This is a genomic window from Rhizobium sp. SVR5-2C (assembly GCF_056755115.1).
This window is the reverse complement of sequence record NZ_JBNDHT010000008.1, coordinates 29934-56856: the sequence shown is the minus strand read 5'-3', so window position 1 is coordinate 56856 and position 26923 is coordinate 29934. Positions and strand designations below refer to the sequence as shown.

Below are 26923 nucleotides of genomic sequence, written 5' to 3'. Positions count from 1 at the left end.
GGGCGTTTCCGGTTGGCGTTACGCCATTACTAGAGACGAAAGAAGCGTTCGGGAAGGCAGAAATCAAAGCCGCCATGCCGCGCGGATCGTAACCTTCAACGGCTCGCCGGGCAGCACTGCGATGCGGCTGAAGGCACGCAGCGACTGGCCGTTCTCAAGGGTGAGCTTCAGCGCGTAACGCTCGCCTTCGTAAAGAACGGATTCCGCCGTGGCCGCAATGCCCTCTGCCCCAAGCACGACGTCTTCGGGACGGACGAGCACATCGGCCTGCGACCCCTCGCCCGGCTGGCTTCCAATGATGGTCTGCAGCGCATTCCAATCAAGATCACGCTTGTCACCGATGGGAGACTGCACGGTCAGGATCGCGCCTCGCCCGACCAGTCCGCCGACGACCCGCCCCTCTGGGCGCGCGTAGATCTCGGCAGGCGGCGCGACCTGCAGCAGGTGGCCCTCGGACATCACCGCAACGTCCGTTGCAAGCGCCATCGCCTCGCTCTGGTCATGCGTCACATAGACCATGGTGGCGCCGGAGCGCTGGTGAAACTCACGGAAACTCTCTTCCATCTCCTGCTTCAGGTGCCGGTCGAGATTGGCGAGCGGTTCATCGAGGAGCACCACATCGGGCGATGTCACCAGGCAGCGCGCAAGCGCCACGCGCTGCCGCTGGCCACCGGAAAGATCGGCCGGACGCCGCTCGGCATAGTCGGCAAGCCGCACGGTCGAAAGGGCATCCCGCACCTTCCGGCGATAGGCTTCCCCCCCAATGCCGCGCACCTTCAGCGGATAGCCGACATTGTCGGCGACGCTCATGTGCGGCCAGAGCGCATAGGACTGGAAAACCATCGCCATGTTGCGCCGTTCGGGCGGCAGCGACTGCGACGCATCGGCAAGCAGCCGCTCGCCGAGATGGATCGAGCCGTCGGTCGGGGTCTCGAAGCCGGCGATCATCCTGAGCACCGTTGTCTTGCCGCAGCCGGAAGGTCCGAGCAGCGCCAGGAACCCGCCTTCGCGAACCTCGAGCGAAAGCGCGCTGACCGCGGGCTTTCCGGTGCCGAAATCCTTGCTGACGTGGTTGAGGATCAGCTTCGCCAAGGCACCACTCCCTTCGGCAGCCGCTTGGCCAGCAATTCCAGCAGCAACATCATGAAAATGACCATCAGCACGACGAGCACGGAAAGCGCCGAGGCTAGGTCGGAACTGCCGCTGTCGTCGAGATTGTAGATCGCGACACCGAGGGTCTGGGTGCCCGCGGACCAGAGCAGCGCCGAAATCGTCAGCTCGTTGCAGGCAATCAGGAAGACGAGGATGACCGAGGCACCCGCAGCCGGAGCGACCAGCGGCACGATGATGTCCCTGAGTCGCCGGAAGAAGCCTGCACCGGAAAGCCGCGCCGCCTCCTCCAGTGCCGGATCGAGCTGGTGGAAGGCGCTGACGACCGGTTTCAGGCTGACGGCAAAGAAGCTCGAGAAATAGGCAATCAGGATGATCCAGATCGTGCCGTAAAGCGTGACGTTGAGGACCGGCAGCGGCGCGGCAAAAACCAGGATGAAGCACACAGCCATGACGATGCCCGGAAGCGAATAGGGAATCTCGATCAGGCTCGATATGGCACGCGCGATTGCATCCTTGCGCCGCGTCAAGACATAGGCCGCCAGCACCGTCACCAGAAGGAGACCAACTGCTGTTCCAGCCGCAAGAGAAAGCGAATTGACGAATGCCGTGCGCGTCACGGTCTGTCGGAAGAGAATCTCCTCGAAGGCATGCAGCGTCATGGTCTTGAAGGTGAGCGGCACGCCATAGGCCGGCACCAGGGCGCCCGCAACCAGCGCGAAGAACGGCGCGGCCAGCATGAAGAACAGGACGATCCAGAGCAGCGGCGTGAACAGCAGCTTCCACGTCCCCAGCTCGAATGCGGCTGTCGCGCCGGAAAGGCCGAGGACGCGATAATCCCGGCCGCGCAGGGCCCGATCCTGGATTGCAAGTCCCACGACGGAAATGGTCGCGATGATCGCCGACAGCAACGCCACGTCGCCGAAGGTGCGGCTGGTGAAAGCGGTGAACTTGGAAAAGATCAGCGTCGGCAGCGTGAAGATCGAGGCGGGGATGCCGAGGATCGCCGGAATTCCGAAATTGCCGGTACAGGAGACGAAGGAGATCGCCGCACCGGCAATGACACCGGGCAGTGACAGCGGCAGGATGACGTCACGAAAGACCTGCAGGCTCGAGGCGCCGGAAAGCCGCGCGGCTTCGACGCCGTCGCGCGGTAGCGCCATCAACCCTGCCCTCAGCGCCAGATAGACGAGCGGCGCATGCTGCACGCCGTAAAGCAACGCGATGCCGCCCACCGAATAGAGCGGCTGTGGAGAGCCGAGTGGTGGGGCGATATGCAGCGCTTTCAGAAGCGGGCTCGACGGACCGGACATCTGCACCCAGGCAAGCGCGGTGACCTGCGGCGGAATCATCATCGGCAGCACGAAGAAGAAGCTGAGCGGCCCTTTGGCGGGGATGTCGGTGAGGGTCAGCAAATAGGCGAAACCGCAGCCGATGATGAGGGAAATAATGGTTCCGAGGATTGCCGTGACAATGGTGTAATAAACCGCCGACCAGACCATGGGATCGGACAGAACCACCATCACGCCGCCATTGGCAAAGGCCGAGATGCCGACGATTGCGAGCCGCGCCAAGGGCAGCACGCTCAGGAAAAGAACCACACTGACAATAAAAGGAAACAGCCAGGCGGGCTGGCTGTTTCCTGGACGTACGTATCCTTGCATGGACCGATCAGTTCGAACCGAACATGCCGGAGAAGGTCTTCAGGTCCTGGTCCGTGTTCTTCAGCGCTTCGGCGGCGTTGACCGGCAGAACCTTGATGGTGTCGCGTGCCGGGAAGCCTTCCGGCAGCTTCATGCCGTTGCGAGCCGGAATGTAGCCAAGCTTCAAGAAACCTTCCTGGCCCTTTTCGGAGAGAACGTAGTCGACGAACTTCTTGGCGGCGTCGACGTTCTTCGCGCTGGCGAGAATGCCGACCGGCTCGGTGACGGTCGAAACGCCTTCGCTCGGGAAGACGAACTCGACCGGAGCGCCCTTGGCCTTTTCGCGGATCGGCAGGTAGTCGACGACCATGCCGTAAGCCTTCTCGCCCGAAGCGACGGACTTCAGGACGACGCCGTTGCCGCCGGAAGCGCTCGCGCCGTTCTCGGCGAGCGCCTTGTAGTAGTCCCAGCCAAGGCCCGGAACGGCGGCCAGCGTCTGTGCGTGGATCAGGGCTGCACCCGAAGCGAGCGGGCTCGGCATGGTGACGAGGCCCTTGGCCTCCGGCTTCGTGAGATCTTTCCAGCTCGTCGGCTTCATCGAAGCGGACGTGTTGTACATGATGCCGGTGGTGATCAGCTTGGTGGAGTAGTAATAGCCGTCGGCGTCGTAGAGCCCGGCGTCGTAGTTGGCGGCCTCCGGCGACTTGTAAGCCATCAGCTTGCCGTCTTCCTTGAGGCGCTCCAGCGTCACGACGTCGGCGATCAGCAGGACGTCGGCAACCGGGTTGCCGGCCTGGATTTCGGCCTGAAGCTTGGCCATGATCTTCGGCGTGCCGTCGCGAACCCAATCGACCTTTATGTCGGGATTGGCGGCCATGAAACCATCAACCGTCGCCTGCGCATCTTCGTTCGGCTGGCTGGTATAAAGCACGAGATTTGCGGCCTGGGCCGAAACGGAGACGAGACCGGCCGCCAGCAGCGCGGCAAAGGCGGAGAGCTTCTTCATGGCTATTTCCCTCATGATGAACATGAGGCGTTCCATAGACAGGCCGAATAACATGATTGTGACACTCGGCTAACGGCCACCGTGAATACATGGGCGTGAGAGGCTGTACTTGACCGTGACGGTATCCCGCTATTTTCTAACCCACGTTTCGATTTTTCGATTTTTAAGGTGAGGAGAGCGACTATGGAATATCGCCAGCTGGGCCGCTCCGGTCTCAGGATTTCGACCATGACGATGGGCACGATGACCTTCGGCGGCAAGACCTGGGCGAAAGCCGTCGGCGAGCTCGGCGTTTCCGACGCCCGCCGCCTCGTCGATATATGCCTCGATGCCGGCGTCAATCTGATCGACACCGCCGATGTCTATTCGGCCGGTCTCTCCGAGGAAATCCTTGGCGAAATTCTCGGCGGGCAGCGCAAGAACGGCGTGCTGATCGCCACCAAGGCCCGCTTCCCGATGGGCGATGGGCCGAACGACGCCGGTTCGTCGCGGCAGCACCTCATCGCCGCCTGTGAAGCCAGCCTGAAGCGCATGAAGACTGATGTCATCGATCTCTACCAACTCCACGAGTGGGACGGCCAGACGCCGCTGGAAGAAACGATGGAGGCCCTGGACACGCTCGTGCGGCATGGCAAGGTCCGTTACATTGGCTGCTCGAATTTCTCGGGCTGGCACATCATGAAGGCGCTCGGCGTCTCCAGGGAATACAAATACCAGCGCTTCGTCAGCCAGCAGATCCACTATACGCTCGAAGCCCGCGATGCCGAATACGAGCTGCTTCCGATTGCCGTCGATCAGGGTCTTGGCGTCCTGGTCTGGAGCCCGCTTGCCGGTGGCCTGCTTTCCGGAAAGCATCGCCGCAATCAGGCGACGCCCGAGGGCACGCGCCAGTTCGCCGGCTGGACCGAACCACCGATCCGCGACGAAAACCGCCTCTGGAATATCGTGGAAACGCTGGTCTCGATTGCCGAAAGCCGCGGCGTGTCGGCGGCGCAGGTCGCGCTCGCGTGGCTGATCGGTCGCAAGGCCGTGACTTCGGTCATCATCGGCGGCCGAACCGAGGCGCAGTTCAAGGACAACCTCGCTGCCGCCGACCTGAAGCTGACAGACGACGAACGCAAGCGCCTCGACGACGTCAGTGTGCCGCCGGTAATCTATCCTTACTGGCACCAGCTCAATACGGCGAAAGACCGTTTGGGCGAGGCGGACATGGAATTGTTCGCCCCGCACCTGAAATAATAGGCTTCGAAGAGATCGGCGCCGTTCAGGCGCCGATTTCCTTTGCGATCAGCCGGCCGAGACGGCCGATGCCTTCCTCGATCATCTGATCGTTGGCGCACGAGAAGCTGACGCGGATCGTGTTCTCGCCCGAGCCGTCGGCAAAAAACGCCTTGCCCGGAACGAATGCAACCTTGGCGGTCTCGATCGATTTCGCGAGCAGCGCCGCGCCATCCATGCCCTTCGGCAGCGTGATCCAGATGAACATGCCGCCTTCCGGCTTCGTCCAGCGGATACCTTCAGGCATGTGCTTTTCGAGCGCGGCTAGCGTGCAATTGCGCCGATGGCTATAGGCGGCCTTGATCTTGGCGACTTGCGCATCGAAACCGCGCTCTGCAACCTGGGCAATCGCCATCTGGTTGATCGTCGAGGAATGCAGATCGGCGGCCTGCTTCATAAGTACGAGCTTACGGATGACCGGCGCGTTGGCGACAATGAAGCCGACGCGAAGGCCGGGCGCCAGCGTCTTGGAGAAGCTGCCGCAATAGATCGTGCGCGTATCGTTGATATGGCCCTTCTTGGCAATTTCCAGCGCCAGGATCGGCGGGATCGCCTCGCCATCATAGCGCAGCGACTGGTAGGCGGCGTCCTCGATAACAGCGATGTCGAGTTCTTCTGCAAGCTCCAGAACTTTTTCGCGGCCTGCGCGATCGACCGTTTCGCCGGTCGGATTCGAAAAATCGGCGGACAGATAGGCGAACTTCACCTTGCCGCCATTCTGGGCCGCCGTCGCACGGTAGGATTCGGGCGTCCGGTTGCCGTTCGGCGTCAACTGGTCGTAAGACGGCTCATAGGCGTTGAAGGCCTGCAGCGCTCCGAGATAGGTCGGCCAGGTTACGAGTGCGGTATCTTTCGGCGACAGGAAAAGCTTGCCGAGATAATCGAGACCCTGCTGTGAGCCAGAAACGATGAAGACATTGTCGAGGCCGCAGGGGATGCCCAGCGCCGCCATCTGCTTGACCAGCCATTCGCGGAGCGGCTTGTAGCCTTCGCTCACCGAGTATTGCAGCGCCGAGTTGACGGCAGCGCTCTCGAAAATATCGGCATAGGCGGCCTTGAATTCCTTGTCGGGAAACAGCGCCGGATCCGGAATGCCGCCGGCGAAGGATATGATGTCCGGCTGCTCGAGAAGCTTCAGAAGCTCACGGATTTCCGATGCACGCATGCGCGACGAACGGGTCGCAAAGATATTGTCCCAATTCAACATGGGAGTTTCCTCGTAATTTTTTGTCGTTTGCGGACCAAATCACGCAACAAAAATTAAGTCAAGAATGCTGACCTATTTTCTTGTAACAGTGACAAGTTTCAGGTCTTGTATTCGAAAGCGGCATTGACAGGAATAGCGAGGCGCTGGAAATCGAGCGGGTCTTGACCGACTAACGTTATTTTCTTACCTTTTTTCTATCGATAAGGATCGGGTAAGAATGGCGACGGCAACACTATCTGCGAAATTTCAGATTTCCATCCCCAAGGAAGTCCGCGACCGGCAGCACTGGTCGGCGGGGCAGGAATTCGTCTTTGTCCCCAAAGGCAAGGGCGTCCTGCTGATGCCGGTCCCAGAATTGAATGATCTTCGTGGGCTTGCAAAGGGAGCAAACCCCGAGAATTACCGCGACAGAAACGATCGCTTTTGATGCGTGTGGTCGATAGCTCCGCCTGGATCGAATGGCTGGTTCACGGCAAGTTGGCCAAACGCCTTCAAGACGAGATGCCTGATCGAAGCCAATGCATCGTTCCGACGATCGTGCAGTTCGAACTCGCAAAATGGCTTGAGCGGGAACGCGGCGAAGAGGCTGTCGATAGTTTCTTCGCCTACACGACCACATGCATCGTTGTACCGCTAGAAACGATGCTCGCCCGGCGCGCAGCGGAGATTTCGGCCGCTCACAGGCTGGCTATGGCCGATGCTATCATCTATGCGACCGCAGAGCTTCACGATGCCGATATCTTGACACTGGACGCACACTTCAAGGACCTCGATCACGTCGTATATTTCGAGAAGAACGTATGACCTCTTCATTCTACGACGAAAACGCCGAGACTTATGCCTCGCGAAACCGGAAGCTGCCGAGGGCGAGGCTCGATGCGTTTCTCACGGCCCTCACCGACGGCGCCAGGATCTTGGAGCTCGGCTGCGGCGGCGGGCAGGACAGCGCCTACATGCTCTCCAAAGGATTCGACGTGACTCCAACGGACGGCTCGGCGGAACTGGCCAAGCAGGCGGAGAAGCTGCTCGCCAGACCGGTGAAAGTCATGCGCTTCGAAACGCTCGATGCCGAAAGCGAATTCGACGGTGTGTGGGCCGAGGCCAGCCTGCTGCACGTGCCGCGCGCGGATTTGCCAGCCACACTCGCCCGCATCTGCCGTGCGCTGAGCGATGGCGGCGTCTTCCATGCAAGCTTCAAGGCGGGAACGGCAGAGGGTCATGACAGCTTCGGCCGCTATTACAACTATCCTTCCGCGGCCTGGCTTTCGGGATTGCTGTCTGCCGGCGGCTGGCAGAACATCAGCATCGACGAAGCCGATGGTAGCGGCTACGACAACAAGCCGACGCGCTGGCTTTTCGTGAGGGCTCGCAAATAGCAAGGGCCGGGAGCGTTTTCCGCTCCGCAAAACCGCCTTACGCTGGAGTGATGGAACGTACCGTCCCGTTGTTGTCCACGACACAGGCGAACTTGCGGCCACCCGCGTCGAGATCGACGCCATATGTGACCGCGTCGAGCTGCCGCGAGCTGACAGGGAGAACCTTGCTGCCAGTCGTACCGGCGCTACCTGCGGCAGCATTGGCGCACATCAGTTGCAGATCCGCCGGCGCCGTCTGCAAGCTGGTTCGCGACATGTCCGTCGGTGGCGGTGACGACGATTGGCAGGCACCAAGAAGTGCCGCCGCAACCGAAATGAATGCCATCGTCCAGTTCAAACGCCCGCTCATAGGTGCCCCCAACACGTCCGCCTCCGTTCATTCCTCAAAACGCGCCCTCGCCGGCCTTGCCGTCCAGTCGTCAGATTCCCCTGTAGAGCGCCGCCCCTTGCATCAAGACGATGACCTTCGCGCCAACCGAGACCCGTGAGTACAGGTCGACAACATCGTCGTTGTTCAGCCGGATGCAGCCGGAGGAAACGTCGAGCCCGATCGTCCACGGTTCAATCGTTCCGTGAATGCGGTAGATCGTGTCGTTGTCGCCTTCGTAGAGATACATCGCACGGGGACCGAGCGGATTGTCGGGCCGGCCGCCTGGCATCCCGGCTGCCCATTTGGCCGCATTCGGGTCGCGCGCCACCATTTCCGGCGGCGGTGTCCAGGTCGGATTTTCCGCCATTCGACCGACCCGCACGATGCCGGCCCAACCGAACCCTTCCCGCCCGACGCCGATGCCATAGCGTATCGCCTGTCCTCCCGGCTGCACCAGATAGAGAAAGTGCTGGTTGCCGTCGATGATGATCGTCCCCGGCTCCTCGGCCGTGCGGAATGTTACGAGCTGCCTTCGGAACGCCTCGGGCAACTGCTTGTTGCGGGCATAGAGCTGCCTGGCCTTCTTCTTGTCGTAGTCGACCCACTTGCCCGCTCTGGCGTCGTAAATCTGCGTCTGGGCAAGAGCAGCAACAGACGCCAGGCAAAGGCCGGCGGCAAGAAGCGCAAACCCGAATTTCCGTGCCCTGGAAGCAGTCGCAAGGCGTGAGGTGCCAGAGATCGCCGTCATTGTTTTGCCCACCCCTCGACGCGCGCGGCATTTTGCTCGACCCATTTTTTCGCATAGTCGAGCGGCGCCTGGCGCTCGACCCCGAGCGCATAACTCATCCCTGTCACCTCGTCGGAGGAGAAATCTACCTTATCGAGGAATTGCGCGATCTCGGGACGCTTCTTCGCAAAAGTCGACGCGTAGGCGATCTGGAAGTGCGCCGCGTCCCAGGCGGTGGTAGCGCTCGACTTGCTGATCCAGAGCGGGTCTTGCGCGGAGACCAGTTTCCACTTCGCCGGATCATGCGCAGGCTCCTCGAGCCTGGTCAGTTCGTGTAGCTGGAAAACGTGGTGCGGTGCGTAGCAATAGAACACCATCGGCCGGTCGGTCGCCACGGCCGCATCGACGGCCGCCATCGCAACCTCTTCCTCCGCCTCGACGAGGGTCAGGTTCGACGCGTAGCCGTAGCTGTTCGCCCTCACCCGCTCGATCCCGGTCGAAAGCCAGGTGGGAGCGCCGATCCACATCTCGCCCCGGCCATCGCCGTCGGTATCCAGTACCTTCGTCTTTTCGGGATCGGTGAGATCGGCGACCGACTTGATGGTCTTCGCCGCCGCTGCAGTCGCGCACAGTCCCTGCCAGGCGGCGACGCTCTTGCTCAGCGTCACTTCGCCCTTCTCATCCACGTACTTCTTGACGAGGTCGTCGAAATTCGGCCGCCACACCTCCGGCTGGACATCGACTTTGCCGGTCTCCATCCCGACGAACGACGTCATCGTCCCCATGGCCTGCACGTCCACCTGCAGCCCGAAGGTCTTTTCGATGCCGACCTTAAGGATGTTGGCTGTCGCCTGTCCCGAAGGCCAGTTCGGCGCGGAGATTGTCAGGTCGGCCGCCACCGACGGAAATGCCGCAAGCAGTGTCGCAACGGCGGCCAACGTCAGAAAATTCGATGCATTTCGCTTCACAGTCCCATCCCCCGGAAATCCAGAACGTACTGCATGCCATGCGATCGATGACTGCCACATGGGGCGTGGGTACGCCCGGGTCCCTCCGCTGAGCCCCCCGCTCAAGGCAAAAGCCAGTCATTTGCCGGCGAGGATGCATCAGCTTGATCACCCGCGTCAACTTGTCGTTGCCCATTTTGTCCGCAGTACAGGCCCAAAACGGCCTTAGATCCCGAAAAATCACACAAAAAAGAAGCCGGGACATGCCCGGCTTCCTCTCATTCAGTAGACGTTAAGGCCTTAGTTGACCGACTTGTCGACCACCTTGTTCTTCCCGATGCCCGCATCGCCAAAGGCGTGCAGAGCGACAAACGGGGATCGGCAAGCTCCTTAGTTGACCGACTTGTCGACCAGCTTGTTCTTGCCGATCCACGGCATCATGCCACGGAGCTTGGCGCCGACTTCTTCGATCTGGTGGCTGTCGTTGTTGCGGCGGATGCCCTTGAAGCGGGCCATGCCCGAACGGTATTCCTGCATCCATTCGGAGGTGAACTTGCCGGTCTGGATGTCCTTCAGGACGCGCTTCATCTCGGCTTTGGTCTCTTCGGTGATGATGCGCGGACCGGTGACGTATTCGCCCCACTCGGCCGTGTTCGAGATCGAGTAGTTCATGTTGGCGATGCCGCCTTCGTAGATCAGGTCGACGATGAGCTTCACTTCGTGCAGGCACTCGAAATAGGCCATTTCCGGAGCATAACCGGCCTCGACCAGCGTTTCGAAGCCAGCGCGGATGAGCTCCACGAGACCGCCGCAGAGAACGACCTGCTCGCCGAAGAGGTCGGTTTCGCATTCTTCGCGGAAGTTGGTCTCGATGATGCCGGAGCGGCCGCCGCCGACGCCGCAGGCGTAGGAGAGAGCAAGTTCAAGGGCATTGCCGGAAGGGTTCTGGTTAACGGCAACGAGGCAGGGAACGCCGCCGCCCTTCTGGTATTCGCCGCGAACCGTGTGGCCCGGACCCTTCGGGGCGATCATGACGACGTCGACGGAAGCCTTCGGCTCGATGAGGCCGAAGTGGACGTTGAGGCCGTGCGCGAAAGCGATCGCTGCGCCGTCGCGAATGTTGGGAGCGATTTCCGACTTGTAGATGTCGGCCTGCAGTTCGTCCGGCGTTGCCATCATCATCAGATCGGCCCACTTGGCGGCTTCGGCAACGGTCATGACCTTGAAGCCGTCAGCTTCGGCCTTCTTGACGGTCGGCGAACCGGCCTTGAGCGCAATGACGACGTTCTGGGCGCCGCTGTCCTTCAGGTTCAGCGCATGCGCGCGGCCCTGCGAACCGTAGCCGATGACGGCGACCTTCTTGGACTTGATGAGATTGAGATCGGCATCACGATCATAATAGACGCGCATTGATTTTTCCTTCCCTTTGCTTGTCTTGTTGATTGGAAACAGCGGAACTCAGCTCAGAGCCGGCATTTCCGCCAAAACCTTGTCCGTGCCGTAAAGCCGAAGGAAGGCGGTGACTGCCCTCTCCGCCTGCTGCGCGGTATCCTTGAGGCCCGGTTCGCCGAGCAGCATGCGCACATGCAGATCGGAGACGATCAGGCCGTAAAGTGTGCGATATGCCTCATCGGCATCATGAAAACGCAGCAGCCCTGACCGCTTGCCAGCGTCAATCAGCGCCATGGCGCGGCGGTCAATCTGCCGGCGGCCGCGCTCCAGGAGCAATCTTCCAAGTTTCGAGCCGTCGCGGTTCGACTGGCCGATCGCGAGCCGGTTCAATGCAAGTGAAACATCTCCGGCCAGCACGTCCAGCAAATCCCGCGCAAAGATTACAACATGATCATGCAGGCTCGCAGCCGTCAGGCGTTCGCCGCCGCGCTCGAACGTGCGCACCTTGCTGGCCTGATAGGCGATCATGGCCGAAAGAAGACCGTCGCGGTCACCGAACCACTTGTAGAGGCTTTCCTTGGAGCAGTTGGCAGCACGCGCGACCCCGGAAGTCGTCAGGGCTTTCTCCCCGCCATCGACGAGAAGCTGCAACGCCTGCTCCAGAACGGCGTTCTGACGCGGCGAAAATTCGCTGGGCTCCAACGATTCAGCAAACACGATAAGCACTCCCCCATACGTACCGTACGGTACGGTTCACGAGGGTTTATCGCGCAGAAGCGCTCCCCCGTCAATAGTCTCACGGAGACCCGAAGGACAAATTTTTCGCAGGACACGCGCCGTTTTATTCGGCAGCGCTCAGCACGGCATCGACATCGCGTGCCGGCGACAGGCCGTAGAGACGGCTGTACTCCCGGCTGAACTGCGACGGGCTCTGGTAGCCGACGCGGTGACCGGCGGTCCCGGCATCCAGTCTCTCGATCAGCATCAGCCGCCGCGCCTCGTGCAGGCGAAGCTGCTTCTGGTATTGCACAGGCGTCATCGCCGTTATCGCCTTGAAGTGATGATGGAAGGACGAGACGCTCATATTGACGTGCTCGGCGAGGTCCTCGATGCGCAGCGTCCTTGCAAAGTTCTCCCGGAGCCAGCCGATGGCACGCGCGATCCGGTTGCCGTGACTGTCGGCCATGGCGAGGTTGATCAGCTGATCACCGGCCGGTCCGATCAAGATGCGGTAAAGGATTTCCTGTTCGATCAGCGGCGCCATCGCCGGGATATCGTCCGGACTATCGAGCAAGCGAAGCAGCCGTACAGCAGCGTCGAGAAGCTGCGGCGTCGCGTCATTCACGACGATCCCGCGCTGACCAGGGGTGGTCGCTGCCGGCCGCTGGATGTTCGCACGGCTGAGCAGATCAAGCAGTTTCTCGCTGTTGATGGCAAAGGTCAGGCAGAAGTGCGGGACCTCCGGGCTGGCCTCGACCACCCTCCACACGACGGGCAGGTAGAGCGACGTCAGGAGGTAGGAGCCGGGGCCGTAGTTGATCGTGTCCGTGCCAAGCTGCACGCTCTTTGCACCTTGAACCACCATCGCAAAACACGGGCGATAGCTGCCGTGGCATGGCGCGCTCGGTGTCGTGCGACGGCTAATCCCGAGCCCTTCGATGCCCGTCTGGAACTCGCCCTCGCCGGATGCGAACCGGGCTGCGATCGATGCGATCTCCTGATATCGGTTGAACGGCAGTGTCATGCGGATAGCTCTCTGATGAAGGACGGCCGGGCGGCGCGGCTGCTCCCTATCTAGAATGCATTCAGCCTTTGGCAAATACCCCGCGCCTTCACTTTTGCAGGATCGGGCAAAAAGGCTGGAGGATCGCTCTAACGCCCGCGACGGCTTGTAGGGCATAACTGCGCCATCCTCTCCACCCCCGCGAAAAGAAGGATTTTTCCATGCCTATTGCTAGAGGCTATGCCGCTACTGACGCATCCAAGCCGCTGACGCCCTTTACCTTCGAGCGCCGCGACCCCAACCCCGACGACGTCGTCATCGACATCAAGTTCGCCGGCATCTGCCATTCGGACATTCATACCGTCCGCAACGAATGGAAGAATGCCGTCTATCCGATCGTCCCGGGCCATGAAATCGCCGGTGTCGTATCGGCCGTCGGTTCGGCCGTGACCAAGTTCAAGGTCGGCGACCGTGTCGGCGTCGGCTGCTTCGTCGATTCCTGCGTCGGCTGTGCTACCCGCGACGTCGACAACGAGCATTACATGCCGGGCCTCGTCCAGACCTACAACAGCGTCGAAGTCGACGGCAAAACCGCCACGCAGGGCGGCTACTCCGACTCGATCGTCGTCAAGGAAGGCTACGTCCTGTCGATTCCGGACAACCTGCCGCTCGACGCTTCCGCACCGCTGCTTTGCGCCGGTATCACCCTCTACTCGCCGCTGCGTCACTGGAATGCCGGCCCGGGCAAGAAGGTCGCGATCGTCGGCATGGGTGGTCTCGGCCATATGGGCGTGAAGCTCGGCGCCGCCATGGGTGCCCATATCACGGTTCTCTCCCAGACGCTGTCGAAGAAGGAAGACGGCCTGAAGCTCGGCGCCAAGGAATACTACGCCACGAACGACGCCTCGACCTTCGAGAAGCTCGCAGGCACCTTCGACCTGATCATCTGCACGGCCGGCGTCGCGATCGACTGGAATGCCTACCTCGGCCTGCTCAAGGTCAATGGCTCGATGGTCATCGTTGGCGCCCCGGAACATCCGATCCCGGTTCACGCCTTCGCCCTGATCCCCGGCCGCAAGAGCCTGTCCGGCTCGATGATCGGCTCGATCAAGGAAACCCAGGAAATGCTGGACTTCTGCGGCGAGCACAACATCGTCTCGGAGATCGAGAAGATCAACATTCAGCAGGTCAACGAAGCCTACGAGCGCGTACTCAAGAGCGACGTCCGCTACCGCTTCGTCATCGATATCGCCTCACTGGCAGCATGATACTCGCTTTAGTCATGCTCGGGCCTGTCCCGAGCATCTGCAAACGCCGAATTTATTGAGAGCTAGCAGATCATCGGCACAAGGCCGAGGATGACGTCGACTAAAGCAAGCGCTCTATCTCGACAGGCAAAGGCGGCTCTTGGAGCCGCCTTTTCTACTTCTCCTCCCGCATGGTTTCCTTCTGGGTAATCAGCCGGGCGCTGTGCTTGCCGCTCAGAAAGATCCAGAGCCAGTTCCAGGCGACGGCGAAGCGCGACCGCGTGCCGATGAGGAAGTAGATATGGGCGATGCCCCATACCCACCAGGCAAGCCACCCCTTCAATTTGATGCTGCCGAAATCGATGATCGCCGCACTCTTGCCGATGGTCGCGAGACTGCCCTGATGGCTGTAGCGGAACGGCGCTGCCATGGTTCTCCCCGCAATCCGCGCCCGGATAACCCTTGCCACATAGGTGCCCTGCTGCTTTGCGGCAGGCGCAATCCCAGGTACCGGCGAGCCATCCTCCCGCTTCACCGAGGCCGTATCGCCGATGACGAAGACATCGGGAAAGCCCGGCGCCGTCAGGTTCTTCTCGACCACCACGCGCCCCGCCCGGTCAGCCGGAACATCAAGCCACTTCGCGGCGGGCGACGCCTGGACGCCGGCGGCCCATACGATCGTCCGGCTGGCGATGAACCGCTCGCCGATCATCACGCCTTCAGCCGTGCAGTTCGTCACCATCTCTCCGAGATGAACCTCGACGCCGAGTTTTTCCAGCGCATGCTGGGCGTAAGCGGAAAGCTCCTCGGCAAAACTCGGCAAGACGCGCGGCCCGGCTTCCGCCAACACGACCCTGGTCTTGCGCGTATCGATGTTGCGGAACTCCTCCGGCAGGATGTGATGCGCAAGCTCGGCGATGATGCCTGCCAGTTCGACCCCGGTCGGGCCGGCGCCCACGATCGTGAAGGTCAGCAGCGCATCCCTGACGGCCGGATCGCTTTCCAGTTCGGCCCGCTCGAAGGCGAGCAGCATGCGACGGCGGATCGTCGTTGCGTCCTCGAGCGTCTTCAGCCCCGGCGCGACGGGCTCCCATTCGTCATGTCCGAAATAGGCGTGCGTTGCGCCGGTCGCAAGCACCAGCGTGTCGTAAGGTAAGGTCACGCCATTCCGTAAGGTAATGACCTTGGCAGCCGTGTCGACCCCAGTCACCTCGCCGAGCAGCGTCGTCACATCGGATCGATCGCTGTAAAGCTGCCGGATCGGCCAGGCGATTTCGGAGGTCGAAAGGATCGTCGTTGCGACCTGATAGAGCAGCGGCTGAAAAAGATGGTGATTGCGGCGATCGACCAAGGTGATCTTCGCTCCCGCACCCCTGAGCTCGTTGACGAGTTGCAGCCCGCCGAAGCCGCCGCCGACAACGACGACACGATATTCGCTCATGACATACCTACCCTTTCGCGATTTCGCTGCGGAAGATGTCGGCTTTCGTAAAAGGGCTTTCAACCGCTGGGCCGGAATAGCTGCCCGCCTCAGCCGGCATAGCTGACCGGGATCGCTGTACCGCCCTTCAACAGCTCCATGGAGATCGACGCCGAGACGTCGAACAGTTCGATCTTGCGGACGATCTGCTTGTAGATGATGTCGTAATGCTCGACGCGCGGCAGGACGATCTTCAGGATGTAATCCTGATTTCCGGTCAGCCGGTGGGCTTCGACGATTTCAGGAATGCCGCTGATCGCCCTGCGGAAGCTCTCGATCCATTCGTCGGAATGATGCGCCGTCTTGATCAAAGCAAAGACCGTCGTCGGCACGCCCATCTTCTCACGGTTGAGCACAACGATGCGCCTGGCGATATGGCCGCTCTCCTCAAGGCGCTGGATACGCCGCGAGCAGGCAGAAACCGAAAGCGCAACCCGTTCCGCGAGAACACTCACGGAAATACCGGCATCCGTCTGCAGAAGGTCGAGAATCTTTCGGTCGCGATCATCAAGCATTGCTAAAGTTTACGTTGGCGCTGATTTTTTGCACGATATGATAAAAATGCACAAAGTCATAGAGCCCGGTTATAAAGACGATCAAAGAATGCAAACATTCGGCGCAAGGACTGATGCATGCTTTGGGCAATCGAATCCGGGGGATGGGAGCAAGGAATATGCAGACAATCGGCCTGATCGGCGGCATGAGCTTTGAAAGCTCGGCGGTCTATTATCGTCTGGTCAACGAGATGGTTCGCGAACGCCTGGGCGGCCTGGCCTCGGCCGAACTTGTCATGCATTCCGTCAACTTCGAAGAAATCGTCGAAATGCAGAAGGCAGGGGATTGGGATGCCGCCGCCGCCCGCCTCGGCGATGCCGCGCTTCGCCTGCAGATTGCCGGCGCCCGCTGCATCCTCATCTGCACCAACACCATGCATCTCATCGCCGACCAGGTGGCTTCACGGATCTCTGTTCCGCTCATCCACATCATCGATGAGACCGCACGCTCGTTGAAGGTTGCGGGACGCAAACGTCCCCTGCTCCTCGCAACGCGCTACACGATGGAGCACGGCTTCTATTCGGGTCGCATGAAGCGCCTGGGTGTCGACGTCATGGTCCCGGAGGCCGCTGACCGCACCACCGTTCACGACATCATCTTCAACGAGCTGTGCTCCGGAAAGGTCCTCGACAGATCACGGGCGAAGCTGATGGAGATCATCGAACGCGAGCGCGCCAAGGGCGCAGACAGCATCATTCTCGGCTGCACCGAGATCTGCCTGATCCTCGATCCAAACAAGCTGCCCCTGCCCGGCTTCGACACGACTGCGATCCATGCCAAGGCTGCCGTCGATTTTTCGATCGGCGAAGAGCAGAGCGACGAAACCGAAGCAGCCTGAGCAATTACTTGACTCAGTCAATTAATTAGAGGACAAAGTCTCTTATCGGGAGACTTTGTCATGCACGATTCCGCCCTTATCGAAGCGGCGCGAGACTTCAGCCGTTTCTATACGAATTTCCTCGGTGTCCTGAACAAGGCCTATCTCGACACGCCCTTCACCCTGACGGATGCACGGGTGCTGTTCGAGATCGGCTCGCATGACGGCATAAGCGCCGTGACGCTCGCCCGCGACCTTCATCTCGATCCGGCCTATCTCAGCCGTATCCTGAAGCGCTTTCGTGCGGATGGCCTCATCGAGACCCAGGCCGATCCTGCCGATCTGCGCAGCCAGATCATCAAAGTCACCGTTAAGGGACATCAGCAATTTCAGGAGCTTGGGCGCCGCTCGAATGCGCAGATTGCCGAACGCTTCGACGTGCTTGCCCTCGGCGAGCCGCAACGCGTCGTCAACGCCATGCAGACCATCCGCTCGCTGCTCGACCCGAACGGCAGGCCGAACCCTGCGATCATTCGCGCACACCGGCCCGGCGACATCGGCTGGATCGTGCAGAGCCAGGGCAAGGCCTATGCCGAGGAATACGGCTGGGACATGCGGTTCGAAGGCCTCGTCGCCGAAGTGGCCGGCCGTTTCCTCGCCAATTTCGACCCGGAGATGGAGTATTGCTGGATCGCCGAGCGCGACGGCATCAATGTCGGTTCGGTGCTCGTAACGAATGGCCGCGATGGGATCGCCAAGCTGCGATTGCTCTATGTCGACAAGGCCGCACGCGGTCTCGGCCTCGGCAAACTGCTCGTCGATGAATGCATCCGCTTTGCCAGGGCGAAGGGATATCGCCAGCTTTCGCTCTGGACCAACGACGTACTGGAGGCTGCTCGCGGCATCTACGTGAAGGCTGGCTTCCGGCTTGTTTCCGAAGAGAGACATAAGATGTTCGGCCCGGAGGAAAACGGTCAAACCTGGGTTCTGGATCTCTAGATTGCTGCATCGCAAAAAATTGACTTGATTTGGAAACGGTCATTTCCTAATCCGACGAACATGACCACAGCAACCATCAGCGAGCAGAGTCGATCGCGCGGCAGGCCGCGGGAATTCGACATGGAGGCAGCGCTCGATAAGGCGCTTGGCGTCTTTTCCGAGCGCGGCTATCACGCCGCCTCGATCAGCGAATTGACGGACGCAATGGGGCTCGCCTCGGGCAGCGTCTACAAGGCCTTCAAGGACAAGCACGGCATTTTCCTAGCCGCCTTCGACCGCTACCGCGCCGTACGCCGCGCTTTGCTGGATGCCCGCATGGCAACGGCGGCGACCGGTCGCGAGAAGGTCCGTGAAGTTCTGACCTTCTACGCCATCTCGTCCCACGGAGAATCCGGCAAGCGGGGTTGCCTTGTCGTCAGCAGCGCCAAAGAGCTTGCGATCTTCGATGAGGAGGCTGCAGAGCGGGTCGCCGGTGCCTTTGCTGCAAACGAGAAATTGCTGCTGGACCTCATCCGCCTCGGCCAGTCCGATGGCTCGATTCCCAAGACGCTCGATGCGGCGACGGCTGCGCGGACGCTCCTCTGCTTGATCAAGGGCATGCGCGTCGTGGGCAAGACCGGCCGCACCGAGGAAGATATGAACGTCGTGGCGCAAGCCGCCATGAAACTTCTCACCCCATAGAGACCGCCGCAAAAGCGGGTGGCGACCAAAGACTTTTAGACCGATCCTCCATATTCGCATGCCGGAGTTTTTTATGAGCGTTTCAACCGCCACGAACGAGACCGCGGTTCCCCGGACGATCTCGCCTTTGATGACATTCCTTTTCGCCGCCGCCTGCGGCCTTGTCGCCGCCAATCTCTATTACAGTCAGCCGCTGGCAGGTTTGATAAGCGCCGACCTCGGCTTCACGCCGGCGGCCACGGGCCTGATCGTGACGCTGACGCAGATCGGCTACGGCCTTGGCTTGCTCCTCATCGCACCGCTCGGCGACCTCCTTGAAAACCGCCGCCTCGTGCTGGTGCTGACCCTTGCGTCGGCCGCAGCGCTCATCGGCGCCGCATTCTCATCGACGCCAAGCCTGTTCCTCTTTGCCTCGCTGTGCATCGGCCTGTCTTCCGTTGCGGTCCAGGTCTTGGTGCCCTTCGCCGCCCACATGGCGCCGGATGCAATACGCGGCCGCGTCGTCGGCAACGTCATGAGCGGTCTTCTCTGCGGCATCATGCTTTCCCGCCCCGTGGCCAGCTTCATCGCCGAGGCCTCATCCTGGCACATGGTCTACTACGTCACCGCGGCTATCATGGTCGGGCTGGTCGCCATCCTGCATACAAGCCTGCCGGTTCGTGTGCCGCATACGAGGCTCGGCTACGGCAAGCTGCTCGCCTCGATGCTCCACCTTGCCACGACCTCCCGCGTCCTTCAGCGCCGCGCGCTCTATCAAGCCGGGATGTTCGGCGCCTTCAGCCTGTTCTGGACCACAACGCCGCTGCTGCTGGCCAGCCCGACATTCTGTTTCACCCAGAACGGCATCGCGCTCTTTGCGCTCGCCGGTGCTGCCGGCGCGATCGCTTCGCCGATTGCCGGGCGTCTTGCCGATCGCGGCCTGACGAGAGCCGCCTCGACGCTCGCCATGCTGCTCGGCATGTCAGCTTTCCTGATCGGCCATTTCGCGACGGACGGCTCAACGCTGGCCATTGCCCTCCTGACGGCCGCCGCAATCCTTCTCGATTTCGGCGTAACGACCAACCTCGTCTGCGGCCAGCGGGCGATCTTCGCGATCAGCGCCGACCATCGCAGCCGCCTGAACGGCCTCTACATGGCAACCTTCTTTGCCGGCGGCGCTCTCGGCTCGGCGATCGGCGGCTGGGCCTATGCGACTGGCGGATGGACGATGGCAGCGTGGATCGGCTTCTGCTTCCCTACCTTCGCCTTCCTGCTCTTCCTCACCGAGGGACGCGGCAAGTAAGCCGCATCTCAGCCCTCGGCGGCATCGAAACGAACTCGGGCGGCGCGAACCGCGTCATGGTTGGCTTCCGCCCAGTTCAAGAGCAGTGCCAGCGTGCCGTAAAGCGAGCGGCCGAGTTCGGTGATACGATACTCGACGCTCGGCGGCTTGGTGGGAAACACCTCCCGCTCGATGTAGCCTTCGCGCTGCAGGTCGCGCAGCGTCTGCGTCAGCATTCTCTGGGAGATATCGGGGATCTTCCGCCGCAACTCGCCAAAGCGATAAGGGCGTGCGGCAAGCGCTTCCAGCATTAGCGTCGACCACTTGCCGCCGATCTGCTGCATCATGTCCCTGACTGGGCAATTGTTGAAATCGAGATCGCCGAGATCGATCTCGCGACGAATGCCGGGAGCCGGGTTGCTCTTCAGATTTCGCACAGCGCCGTTCATGTCGGGTGGTTCCTCTTTGGTAACCTAGAGCGGAAAAACTGCCTTCTTTACAGCCCCAGGTCAATTCCTATTTTAGTGCTGCTCTCTTTTTGAGACCACATAGAGGAAGACCTATGAGCGAAACAATTCTTGTTACCGGCGCGGCCGGCCAGCTCGGCCAGCGCGTCATTCATCACCTGCTCGAAACCTACAAGGTTCCCGCCGCCAACATCCTCGCAGCAACCCGCGATCCGGCGAAACTTGCCTCGCTTGCCGCCAGGGGCGTGGGCATCCGCAAGGCCGATTTCGACGATGCGGCAAGCCTCGAAACCGCCTTCAAGGGTGTCGATCGCCTGCTGATCATCAGCACCGACGCGCTCGCCGTCCCCGGCCAGCGCCTCAAGCAGCACAAGGCGGCCGTCGAGGCTGCGGCAAAAGCCGGCGTGAAGCACATCGCCTACACATCCATGCCCTCGCCCGACAGGTCGGTCGTCACCTTCGCGCCGGATCACCTTGGCACCGAGAACGCCATCAAGGCGACCGGCATCCCCTACACCATCTTCCGCAATGCCTGGTATCACGACAACTACCTGATGGGCATGCCGCATAACCTGCATGCCGGCAAATGGTATACGTCGGCTGGCGATGGCAAGATCTCGACAATTGCGCGCGACGACTGCGCGCGGGCGATAGCAGCAGCACTCGCATCCGCCTCGACAGAGAGCGTCACCTATACGCTGACCGGCGCGCGGTCCCTGGCCGCAAAGGAGATCGCAAACATCGTCGCCGAAGCAGCCGGAAAGCCGCTTGAGGCCATCCCGGTCAACGACGAGCAACTCGGCCACGGCATGCGCAGTGCGGGCCTGCCGGACTTCGTTGCCGACATGCTGGTGTTAGCCGATGCGAACATCCGTGCCGGCAACTTCGATATCGTCACGGAAGACTTCAAGACGCTGACCGGCAAGGAGCCGCAGCCGCTGAAGGATTTCTTCGTGGCCCATAAGGCGGCACTCGCCGCCTAACCCGGACAAGGCCAGCAATGAGATGGCGCGCCCTCATCCCTGTGCTTGTCATAGGGATGAGGGAAGTGAGGTGGATCTCAGATCTTCTGGCCGCAAGCCCGGCAGAAGCGGCGAACGGTTTCCGCCATGCCATATTCCAGCGCATCAGCCGTGAGGCCATGGCCGATCGATACTTCGGCGAGCTTCGGAATGCGCTTCACGAGCGGCGGCAGGTTGGCGACTGTCAGGTCGTGCCCCGCATTGACCCCGAGGCCGATGGCAAGCGCCGCATCCGCCGTTTTGCCGAGCGCTTCAAGAATGGGCGCAGCGCGCTCCGGTGCGTCATAGCAGCCGCCATACGGACCCGTATAAAGCTCGATCCGGTCGGCACCCGTTGCCTTGGCGAACTTCATCGCCTCGGCATCGCCGTCGCCATCGGCAAACAGCGAAACACGGGTTCCCTTCTTTTTGAGCTTTGCAACGACGTCCGTCAGGAAGGCCTGGTGCTTGCGGAAATCCCAACCGTGGTCGGAGGTCGCCTGCGATGGATCGTCGGGCACGAGCGTGACCTGTTCGGGTGCCGCCTCTTTGCAGAGCTCCAGGAATTCCTCGGTGGGATAGCCTTCGATATTGAACTCGGCCTCCGGAAATTCATCGTCGATCAGGTTGCGAATCACCGCCAGGTCGGTGAAGCGGATATGCCGCTGGTCCGGCCGCGGGTGGACGGTCAGCCCGCTGGCGCCCGATTGCAAGGCGATACGCCCCAACCCCTCCACGCTCGGCCATGGCAGATCCCGCCGGTTGCGCAGCATGGCGATGGCATTGAGATTGACGGAAAGCGTTGTCGGCATGTCGGTGATCCATTCGATGCGGAATGCGTGGGCTGCTTTGTAAGCCAATGAACCTGCTCAGGCCAACGAGATTCGCTCATGGCTGCATGCGAATCTTTGATAGGCGGCGTTCCGGCGCGAAAGGGTGTACCACCGGAAGTATTACCAGTTTTGTTTGAAGAGTTTGCCGGCATTTCAGTCAATCCAGTCCAATGGCGTAGATTCCAGCAATCGCAACTGCGTTGCTATCGCGTTTAAAACCGATTATTTTTAGCACTTTCAAAAATGAGCGTTCGCGCATACCGTGAACGATAGGTATCGAGTCAGTACGCCGCGTACTGCTTCTCCTCGACGACTGTAATTGAGGACGACCACTCCACAGCGCTTTCGAAGCAACTGGCAAACCGCATTGAGGTGCAACTTTATGCCAGGGGGGTCCATGCCAGATGGTACCAAACGTGCCGCCAACGGTGAAACGTCGGGGGGCCGGGCGAAATACCGGTTCCTGCCGTCTACCGCTCTGCCTGCGGATTTGCCTGAGGGACCAGTGCCGATCGCCGAGATGGCGAATGCATTCGGGGTGACGCACAGGACACTGCATTTCTACGAAGAGAAGGGCCTGCTTTCCGCAAACCGAATCGGCTTGATGCGCGTTTACGGCGAGGACGATGTGATGCGGATGGCCGTCATCAACCTCTGCCGCGAATCCGGCATGCCGGTCGCCGTCATCCAGGAATTGATGGAGGAACTGCGCCGCGCTTCCTCGCAGGACGAAGCCGAAACGATGTTTCGCGAGGCGCTGAGTATCCGTAAGCGCGAGCTAACGGCGGAAATGTCGACGCTGCACCGCCAGTTGCAGCAGGTCAGCGACCTGCTCGATGCCGATGCCAACGGCGAGATGCCGCCGCTGAACGACAACGAGGACCACAGCAGCCTTTCGGATGAGGAGATGCGTTGTCTCTCCCTGATGGCAGAAGGCTTCTCGACCCAGCGCATCGCCCGCACGCTCGATCTCAAGCACGACGAAGCACAGGCGCTCGAATCGGCGATCATCCTGAAGTTTCGCGCAAACAACCGCTTCCAGGCGATCGCCAAGGCGGTACTTCTCGGGCTGGTCAACGTCTGACGTTTGGGCGGCGGCGGTTGCCGTTCGGCAACGTTACCGCACGATCGTCAGCGTTTCCGCCGCACGCGTGATAGCGGTGTAAAGCCAGCGTTCGCGCGTATCGCGGAAGGCCCAGCTTTCGTCGAAGAGCACGACATTGTTCCACTGCGAGCCCTGCGCCTTGTGAACGGTCAATGCGTAGCCGTAGTCGAACTCGTCGTAGCGCTTTCGCGTGTTCCACGGGATTTCGCCTTCGACATCCTCGAACGCCTGTTTCAGGAGCTTGATCTTGGCCGCGCCGCGATCCATGTCGTCGTCTTCCGGTCGCACGAGCAGGTTGATGCCCGGTTTCGTCGTCTCCTTCGACGATGTCATCACCTGCCAGAGCGAGCCGTTGAGCAGCCCCTTGGCAGGATCGTTGCGCAGGCAGACGAGCTTGTCGCCCGTCTGCGGATAGTCCGCGCTGAAGCCCTTCAACTCGCGCAGGCGCTGGTTATAGCGCCGCCGGGTGCGGTTGGTGCCGACGAGCACCTGGTCGGCATCGAGAACTAGCGCCTGGTTGACCTCGTTCTTCGAAATCACCTGCGCGGTGCCGTAGTCGCCATGCATGATCTCGTTGCCTTCGCGCACCTGCATCGCCAACTGGATGATCGGATTGTCGCGCGCCTGCCGGTGAATGTCCGTCAGCAGATAATCCGGCTCCTGATTGGTGAAGTAGCCGCCGCCCGAGACCGGCGGCAGCTGGCCGGGATCGCCGAGGACGAGGATCGGGGTACCGAAGCTCATCAGGTCCTTGCCGAGCGCCTCATCCACCATCGAGCATTCGTCGACGATGATCAGCGCTGCCTTGGCAACGGGGCTCTGCCGGTTGATGGCAAACATCGGGGCGATCGAGGTCTTGCCGGTTTCTTCGTCCTCGACGGCCTCTTCGCCGCGCGGGCGATAGATCAGCGAATGGATGGTCTTGGCATTGCTGGCGCCGCGCGAGCGCAGCACCTGGGCCGCCTTGCCGGTGAAAGCCGCAAACAGCACGTCGCCATCGACATTCTCCGCAAAATGCTTGGCAAGCGTCGTCTTGCCCGTCCCGGCATAGCCGAACAAGCGGAAGAGCGGTGACCTGCCCTCCTTCAGCCATTTCGAAACGGCCTTCAGGGCTTCATCCTGTTGCGGAGCGAATTGCATGGCAGCGACTTGGCAGGATTCGCAGCCGCGAAGCAAGACGTAAAAGCGCGCGCGGCGGGCGTTGCCCGTTAACGTGCTGATCTCCGGCCGCTTGAACGCGGATTTTGCGCCCGTTAGTGTCGCCCGGCCATTCGAAGGGGATTCGTGTGAGAAAAGGCATTCAGGTTTGTCTGTTGATGGGGGCGCTCTCGCTGCCGGGAGCTGCAAAGGCCGAATGGCAAGCCGTCGAACAGATCAAGCCCTATGCAATCAACGGAGCCACCGGCGCCGAGCTTTACGCCTCGATCGGCGAACACGGACCGAAGGCGGGCATCGGACGGGCGATCGCCCATACGACCTTCAAGCTTACTTGGACCAGGAAATACGAGCCGCAGCCGGACAGGTCCTGCAAGCTGACGACGGCGCGGCCGAAGCTGATCATAAGCTACACGCTGCCGAAGCCCGCCGGACAGCTATCGCCTGCAACAAAGGCGAGCTGGGAAAGCTTCGTCGCGGGCGTTGAAACCCATGAGCGGTGGCACGGCGAAACCATCAAGCAGATGGTCAAGGAGATCGAAGCCTACAGCGTCGGTCTCACCGCCGCTGATGATCCTGATTGCCGCAAGATCCGCACCGTGCTCACGAAGCGCCTCGGCGAGCTGTCCGGTTACCAGCGCCAGCAGGGCCGGGATTTCGACCGCGTCGAGATGGGTCAAGGCGGCAATATCCAGCAGCTCATTCTCAAGCTGGTCAATGGACCGTAGCAGTCGGCGCCGGTCATGACGCCTCGCCTCCTTCGATGCCTTGCGGCAGCAAAGGCAATTGCAGCCTGCGCGATATCCCGATCCCGTCCAGAAACACTTCATCGTGGCTGACGGCCAGCAATGCACCGTCATAGGCACGCAGCCCGCTCTCCACGGCAGCGATCGAGTCGATGTCGAGATGGTTTGTCGGCTCGTCGAGGATCAGCAGCGAAGGCGGGTTCGGTCCGCCGAGGACGCAGGCCAGTCCCGCACGCAACAACTGGCCGCCACTAAGCGTCGATACCGTCTGGAGCGCCGCATCGGCCCGGAACACGAAGCGGGCGAGTGCCGCCCGGCAGGCGTTTTCCGCCGCTTGCGGGTTTATCCGCAGGAAGTTGTCTCGGATCGAGATCGATGGATCAAGAACGCTCACCCGCTGGTCAAGCATCGCGAACCTCGTCATCACTGAGACCGTGCCGGTCCAGGGCCTCAACTCTCCGGTGATGAGCGCCAGCAACGTCGTCTTGCCCGAGCCGTTGGGGCCGGTGACGGCAATGCGCTCCGGCCCCGTGATATCGAAGGACAGATTGCTGAGGATCGGCTGGCCGGACCGGTAACCCGCGGTCACCGAGTCCATCTTCAGGACGACCTTGTTGGCCGGTAGTCCGGTCGGCGGAAGCTTCACCGATAAGGGCTGCAGGACTTCGATCTTCTCGCGCGCCGAGGCTGCCTCTTCCAATGCATGAGCACGCCGGCGTTCGGCAAGCCGCGCATTGTCGCCACTCGTGCCCTCGCTGCGCTGCTTCAATCCGCCGGCGACGATACGCGGCATGTCGCCCCTGGCGGCCTTCTTCCTGCCGGCGCGATCTCTTCGTGCCTGCCGTTCGGCTGTCGCCTGCGCGCTCCGGGCAACCTCGGCCAGGCGCTTATCGGCATCGGCAAGGTCGTGTTGCGTAGCCGCCAGCTCGAGAGCCTTGCGCTCCTGATATTGGCTCCAATTGCCGCCGTAACGGGTAGCGCCCAACGTGGTCAACTCAACGATCGCATCCACGGTTTCGAGCAGTTCCCGGTCGTGGCTGATGACAATGGCGCCTTTCTGCCAGTCTGCGAGCAGATCGATCACCGCCCACCGCCCGTCACGATCAAGATTGTTGGTCGGCTCGTCCAGTATCAGAAAATCAGGCTCGGCAAAGATGAGCGCGGCAAGCCCGGCCCGCGTGTGCTGCCCGCCAGACAGCGCGGCAAGGCTCGTCTCCGGTTGTGCATCGAGGCAGGCGCGATCCAGAGCAGCAGCGATGCGTGTCTCCAGCGTCCAGTCCGCCGATGCCAGCTCCTCGACCGTCGCCGTGCCAGCCTCGGCCCGGCGGAGAACGGCCAGGGCTCCGGCCGCACCGAAGAGATCGGCAACCGTTTCGCCGGCTTCCACCTGGACGTGCTGGCGCAGCACGCCCAGCGTGCCGCCGAGCGCGATCGCCCCGGACTGAGGCTGGAGTTCGCTGGAAATCAGCTTGAGGAGCGTGGTCTTGCCAACGCCGTTGCGGCCGACCAGACCTGTGCGGTCTGTGCCGAAACTCAGATCGAGATTTGAGAAAAGTGGCCGGCCGTCAGGCGTGGACCACGATAGATTGGAAAGCGTGATGGATGCAGGCATGGATACGAAGTTCCCCGGTGGCAAGGCGAATTGGCATTGCGATCGGGTTGAACTCCATTGCTGCACACATCCTGTTGGAATGATTGGTCGCCGGCAATCTAGGCGACAAATACTTCCGATTCAAGGCAAAGGCGCAAATCTGACAGCAGCACCCGTATCCATCATTGCTTTTCAAGAATCTCTCG

At 61.2% G+C, this 26923-nt stretch carries 28 protein-coding genes; 12 read left to right on the top strand and 16 right to left on the bottom strand.

Features of this window, described 5'->3' with window-relative positions; genetic code table 11:
• Nucleotides 1-63: 63 nt before the first annotated feature.
• The 3 genes from ACPYOI_RS04085 to ACPYOI_RS04075 are packed head-to-tail and all read right to left on the bottom strand — an operon-like array spanning nt 64 to nt 3759.
• On the bottom strand, nt 64-1092 hold the full coding sequence (locus ACPYOI_RS04085) for an ABC transporter ATP-binding protein (protein WP_481414676.1): 1029 nt from the start codon (nt 1090-1092) through the stop codon (nt 64-66).
• Entirely contained in the window at nt 1080-2774 is a 1695-nt protein-coding gene (locus ACPYOI_RS04080) for an ABC transporter permease (RefSeq protein ID WP_481414677.1), read from the bottom strand. The genes ACPYOI_RS04085 and ACPYOI_RS04080 overlap by 13 nt, the downstream gene beginning before the upstream one ends.
• Nucleotides 2775-2781: 7 nt before the next feature.
• On the bottom strand, nt 2782-3759 hold the full coding sequence (locus tag ACPYOI_RS04075; RefSeq protein ID WP_481414678.1) for an ABC transporter substrate-binding protein: 978 nt from the start codon (nt 3757-3759) through the stop codon (nt 2782-2784).
• 183 nt (nt 3760-3942) lie between these two features.
• Between ACPYOI_RS04075 and ACPYOI_RS04070 the strand changes: the two genes are divergently transcribed.
• A complete protein-coding gene (locus ACPYOI_RS04070) occupies nt 3943-4998 on the top strand; it encodes an aldo/keto reductase (protein WP_481414679.1) in 1056 nt (351 codons plus the stop codon).
• 25 nt (nt 4999-5023) lie between these two features.
• Here ACPYOI_RS04070 and ACPYOI_RS04065 read toward each other — a convergent pair whose 3' ends face one another.
• Nucleotides 5024-6244 (bottom strand): aminotransferase-like domain-containing protein, encoded by a 1221-nt coding sequence (locus ACPYOI_RS04065; protein WP_481414680.1) that lies wholly within the window; start codon nt 6242-6244, stop codon nt 5024-5026.
• A gap of 217 nt (nt 6245-6461) precedes the next feature.
• Here ACPYOI_RS04065 and ACPYOI_RS04060 point away from each other — a divergent pair, with 217 nt between their 5' ends.
• Genes ACPYOI_RS04060 through ACPYOI_RS04050 form a run of 3 tightly spaced genes read left to right on the top strand, consistent with a single transcriptional unit; the run spans nt 6462 to nt 7620 of the window.
• Entirely contained in the window at nt 6462-6671 is a 210-nt protein-coding gene (locus tag ACPYOI_RS04060; RefSeq protein WP_481414681.1) for an AbrB/MazE/SpoVT family DNA-binding domain-containing protein, read from the top strand.
• Nucleotides 6671-7048, top strand: a complete 378-nt coding sequence (locus ACPYOI_RS04055) for a PIN domain-containing protein (RefSeq protein WP_481414682.1) — start codon at nt 6671-6673, stop codon at nt 7046-7048. The genes ACPYOI_RS04060 and ACPYOI_RS04055 overlap by 1 nt, the downstream gene beginning before the upstream one ends.
• Nucleotides 7045-7620: a class I SAM-dependent methyltransferase gene (locus ACPYOI_RS04050; protein WP_481414683.1), complete on the top strand. Its 576-nt coding sequence runs from the start codon at nt 7045-7047 to the stop codon at nt 7618-7620. The genes ACPYOI_RS04055 and ACPYOI_RS04050 overlap by 4 nt, the downstream gene beginning before the upstream one ends.
• 37 nt (nt 7621-7657) lie before the next feature.
• Here ACPYOI_RS04050 and ACPYOI_RS04045 read toward each other — a convergent pair whose 3' ends face one another.
• From ACPYOI_RS04045 to ACPYOI_RS04020, 6 genes are all read right to left on the bottom strand, one after another.
• Complete coding sequence (locus tag ACPYOI_RS04045) at nt 7658-7969, bottom strand: hypothetical protein (protein WP_481414684.1); 312 nt, start codon at nt 7967-7969, stop codon at nt 7658-7660.
• A 70-nt stretch (nt 7970-8039) separates the two neighbouring features.
• Complete coding sequence (locus ACPYOI_RS04040) at nt 8040-8738, bottom strand: L,D-transpeptidase (protein WP_481414685.1); 699 nt, start codon at nt 8736-8738, stop codon at nt 8040-8042.
• Complete coding sequence (locus ACPYOI_RS04035) at nt 8735-9661, bottom strand: ABC transporter substrate-binding protein (protein ID WP_481422566.1); 927 nt, start codon at nt 9659-9661, stop codon at nt 8735-8737. The genes ACPYOI_RS04040 and ACPYOI_RS04035 overlap by 4 nt, the downstream gene beginning before the upstream one ends.
• A 393-nt stretch (nt 9662-10054) precedes the next feature.
• Nucleotides 10055-11074, bottom strand: coding sequence for a ketol-acid reductoisomerase (gene ilvC, locus ACPYOI_RS04030; RefSeq protein WP_168830791.1), 1020 nt, complete (start codon nt 11072-11074; stop codon nt 10055-10057).
• Between the two features lie 48 nt (nt 11075-11122).
• Nucleotides 11123-11773, bottom strand: a complete 651-nt coding sequence (locus ACPYOI_RS04025) for a TetR/AcrR family transcriptional regulator (protein ID WP_481414687.1) — start codon at nt 11771-11773, stop codon at nt 11123-11125.
• Between the two features lie 124 nt (nt 11774-11897).
• The gene (locus ACPYOI_RS04020; RefSeq protein WP_481414688.1) at nt 11898-12800 is read right to left on the bottom strand and encodes an AraC family transcriptional regulator; all 903 of its coding nucleotides are present in this window, start codon (nt 12798-12800) and stop codon (nt 11898-11900) included.
• 200 nt (nt 12801-13000) lie between these two features.
• On the opposite strand from ACPYOI_RS04020, the gene ACPYOI_RS04015 reads away from it, so the two are divergent.
• Nucleotides 13001-14047 carry an NAD(P)-dependent alcohol dehydrogenase gene (locus ACPYOI_RS04015; protein WP_168830788.1) on the top strand — a complete coding sequence of 349 codons (1047 nt, stop codon included), beginning with the start codon at nt 13001-13003 and terminating at the stop codon, nt 14045-14047.
• Nucleotides 14048-14201: 154 nt separating this feature from the next.
• Here ACPYOI_RS04015 and ACPYOI_RS04010 read toward each other — a convergent pair whose 3' ends face one another.
• Together ACPYOI_RS04010 and ACPYOI_RS04005 are read right to left on the bottom strand one after the other, a co-directional pair.
• The gene (locus ACPYOI_RS04010; RefSeq protein WP_481414689.1) at nt 14202-15467 is read right to left on the bottom strand and encodes an NAD(P)/FAD-dependent oxidoreductase; all 1266 of its coding nucleotides are present in this window, start codon (nt 15465-15467) and stop codon (nt 14202-14204) included.
• An 89-nt stretch (nt 15468-15556) separates the two neighbouring features.
• A complete protein-coding gene (locus ACPYOI_RS04005; RefSeq protein ID WP_481414690.1) occupies nt 15557-16021 on the bottom strand; it encodes an Lrp/AsnC family transcriptional regulator in 465 nt (154 codons plus the stop codon).
• Nucleotides 16022-16179: 158 nt separating this feature from the next.
• Here ACPYOI_RS04005 and ACPYOI_RS04000 point away from each other — a divergent pair, with 158 nt between their 5' ends.
• The 4 genes from ACPYOI_RS04000 (at nt 16180) to ACPYOI_RS03985 (ending at nt 19840) form a co-directional block, all read left to right on the top strand.
• Nucleotides 16180-16899: an aspartate/glutamate racemase family protein gene (locus ACPYOI_RS04000; RefSeq protein ID WP_481414691.1), complete on the top strand. Its 720-nt coding sequence runs from the start codon at nt 16180-16182 to the stop codon at nt 16897-16899.
• A gap of 60 nt (nt 16900-16959) precedes the next feature.
• Complete coding sequence (locus tag ACPYOI_RS03995; protein WP_481414692.1) at nt 16960-17877, top strand: bifunctional helix-turn-helix transcriptional regulator/GNAT family N-acetyltransferase; 918 nt, start codon at nt 16960-16962, stop codon at nt 17875-17877.
• Between the two features lie 60 nt (nt 17878-17937).
• Nucleotides 17938-18558, top strand: a complete 621-nt coding sequence (locus tag ACPYOI_RS03990; protein WP_481414693.1) for a TetR/AcrR family transcriptional regulator — start codon at nt 17938-17940, stop codon at nt 18556-18558.
• A 73-nt stretch (nt 18559-18631) separates the two neighbouring features.
• On the top strand, nt 18632-19840 hold the full coding sequence (locus tag ACPYOI_RS03985) for an MFS transporter (protein ID WP_481414694.1): 1209 nt from the start codon (nt 18632-18634) through the stop codon (nt 19838-19840).
• A gap of 8 nt (nt 19841-19848) precedes the next feature.
• Here the strand turns inward: ACPYOI_RS03985 and ACPYOI_RS03980 are convergent, their stop codons facing one another.
• On the bottom strand, nt 19849-20268 hold the full coding sequence (locus tag ACPYOI_RS03980) for a winged helix-turn-helix transcriptional regulator (RefSeq protein WP_168830780.1): 420 nt from the start codon (nt 20266-20268) through the stop codon (nt 19849-19851).
• Nucleotides 20269-20381: 113 nt separating this feature from the next.
• Here ACPYOI_RS03980 and ACPYOI_RS03975 point away from each other — a divergent pair, with 113 nt between their 5' ends.
• A complete protein-coding gene (locus ACPYOI_RS03975; RefSeq protein WP_481414695.1) occupies nt 20382-21269 on the top strand; it encodes an SDR family oxidoreductase in 888 nt (295 codons plus the stop codon).
• A 77-nt stretch (nt 21270-21346) separates the two neighbouring features.
• On the opposite strand, the gene ACPYOI_RS03970 is transcribed toward ACPYOI_RS03975, so the two are convergent.
• On the bottom strand, nt 21347-22099 hold the full coding sequence (locus ACPYOI_RS03970) for a pyridoxine 5'-phosphate synthase (RefSeq protein WP_481422565.1): 753 nt from the start codon (nt 22097-22099) through the stop codon (nt 21347-21349).
• A 418-nt stretch (nt 22100-22517) separates the two neighbouring features.
• Between ACPYOI_RS03970 and ACPYOI_RS03965 the strand changes: the two genes are divergently transcribed.
• The gene (locus ACPYOI_RS03965; RefSeq protein WP_481414696.1) at nt 22518-23204 is read left to right on the top strand and encodes a MerR family transcriptional regulator; all 687 of its coding nucleotides are present in this window, start codon (nt 22518-22520) and stop codon (nt 23202-23204) included.
• Between the two features lie 33 nt (nt 23205-23237).
• Here ACPYOI_RS03965 and ACPYOI_RS03960 read toward each other — a convergent pair whose 3' ends face one another.
• Nucleotides 23238-24365, bottom strand: coding sequence for an ATP-dependent DNA helicase (locus ACPYOI_RS03960; protein ID WP_481414697.1), 1128 nt, complete (start codon nt 24363-24365; stop codon nt 23238-23240).
• 176 nt (nt 24366-24541) lie between these two features.
• Here ACPYOI_RS03960 and ACPYOI_RS03955 point away from each other — a divergent pair, with 176 nt between their 5' ends.
• Complete coding sequence (locus ACPYOI_RS03955; protein ID WP_481414836.1) at nt 24542-25108, top strand: DUF922 domain-containing Zn-dependent protease; 567 nt, start codon at nt 24542-24544, stop codon at nt 25106-25108.
• 13 nt (nt 25109-25121) lie between these two features.
• Here the strand turns inward: ACPYOI_RS03955 and ACPYOI_RS03950 are convergent, their stop codons facing one another.
• Nucleotides 25122-26738 (bottom strand): ABC-F family ATP-binding cassette domain-containing protein, encoded by a 1617-nt coding sequence (locus ACPYOI_RS03950; RefSeq protein WP_481422560.1) that lies wholly within the window; start codon nt 26736-26738, stop codon nt 25122-25124.
• Nucleotides 26739-26923: the final 185 nt, after the last annotated feature.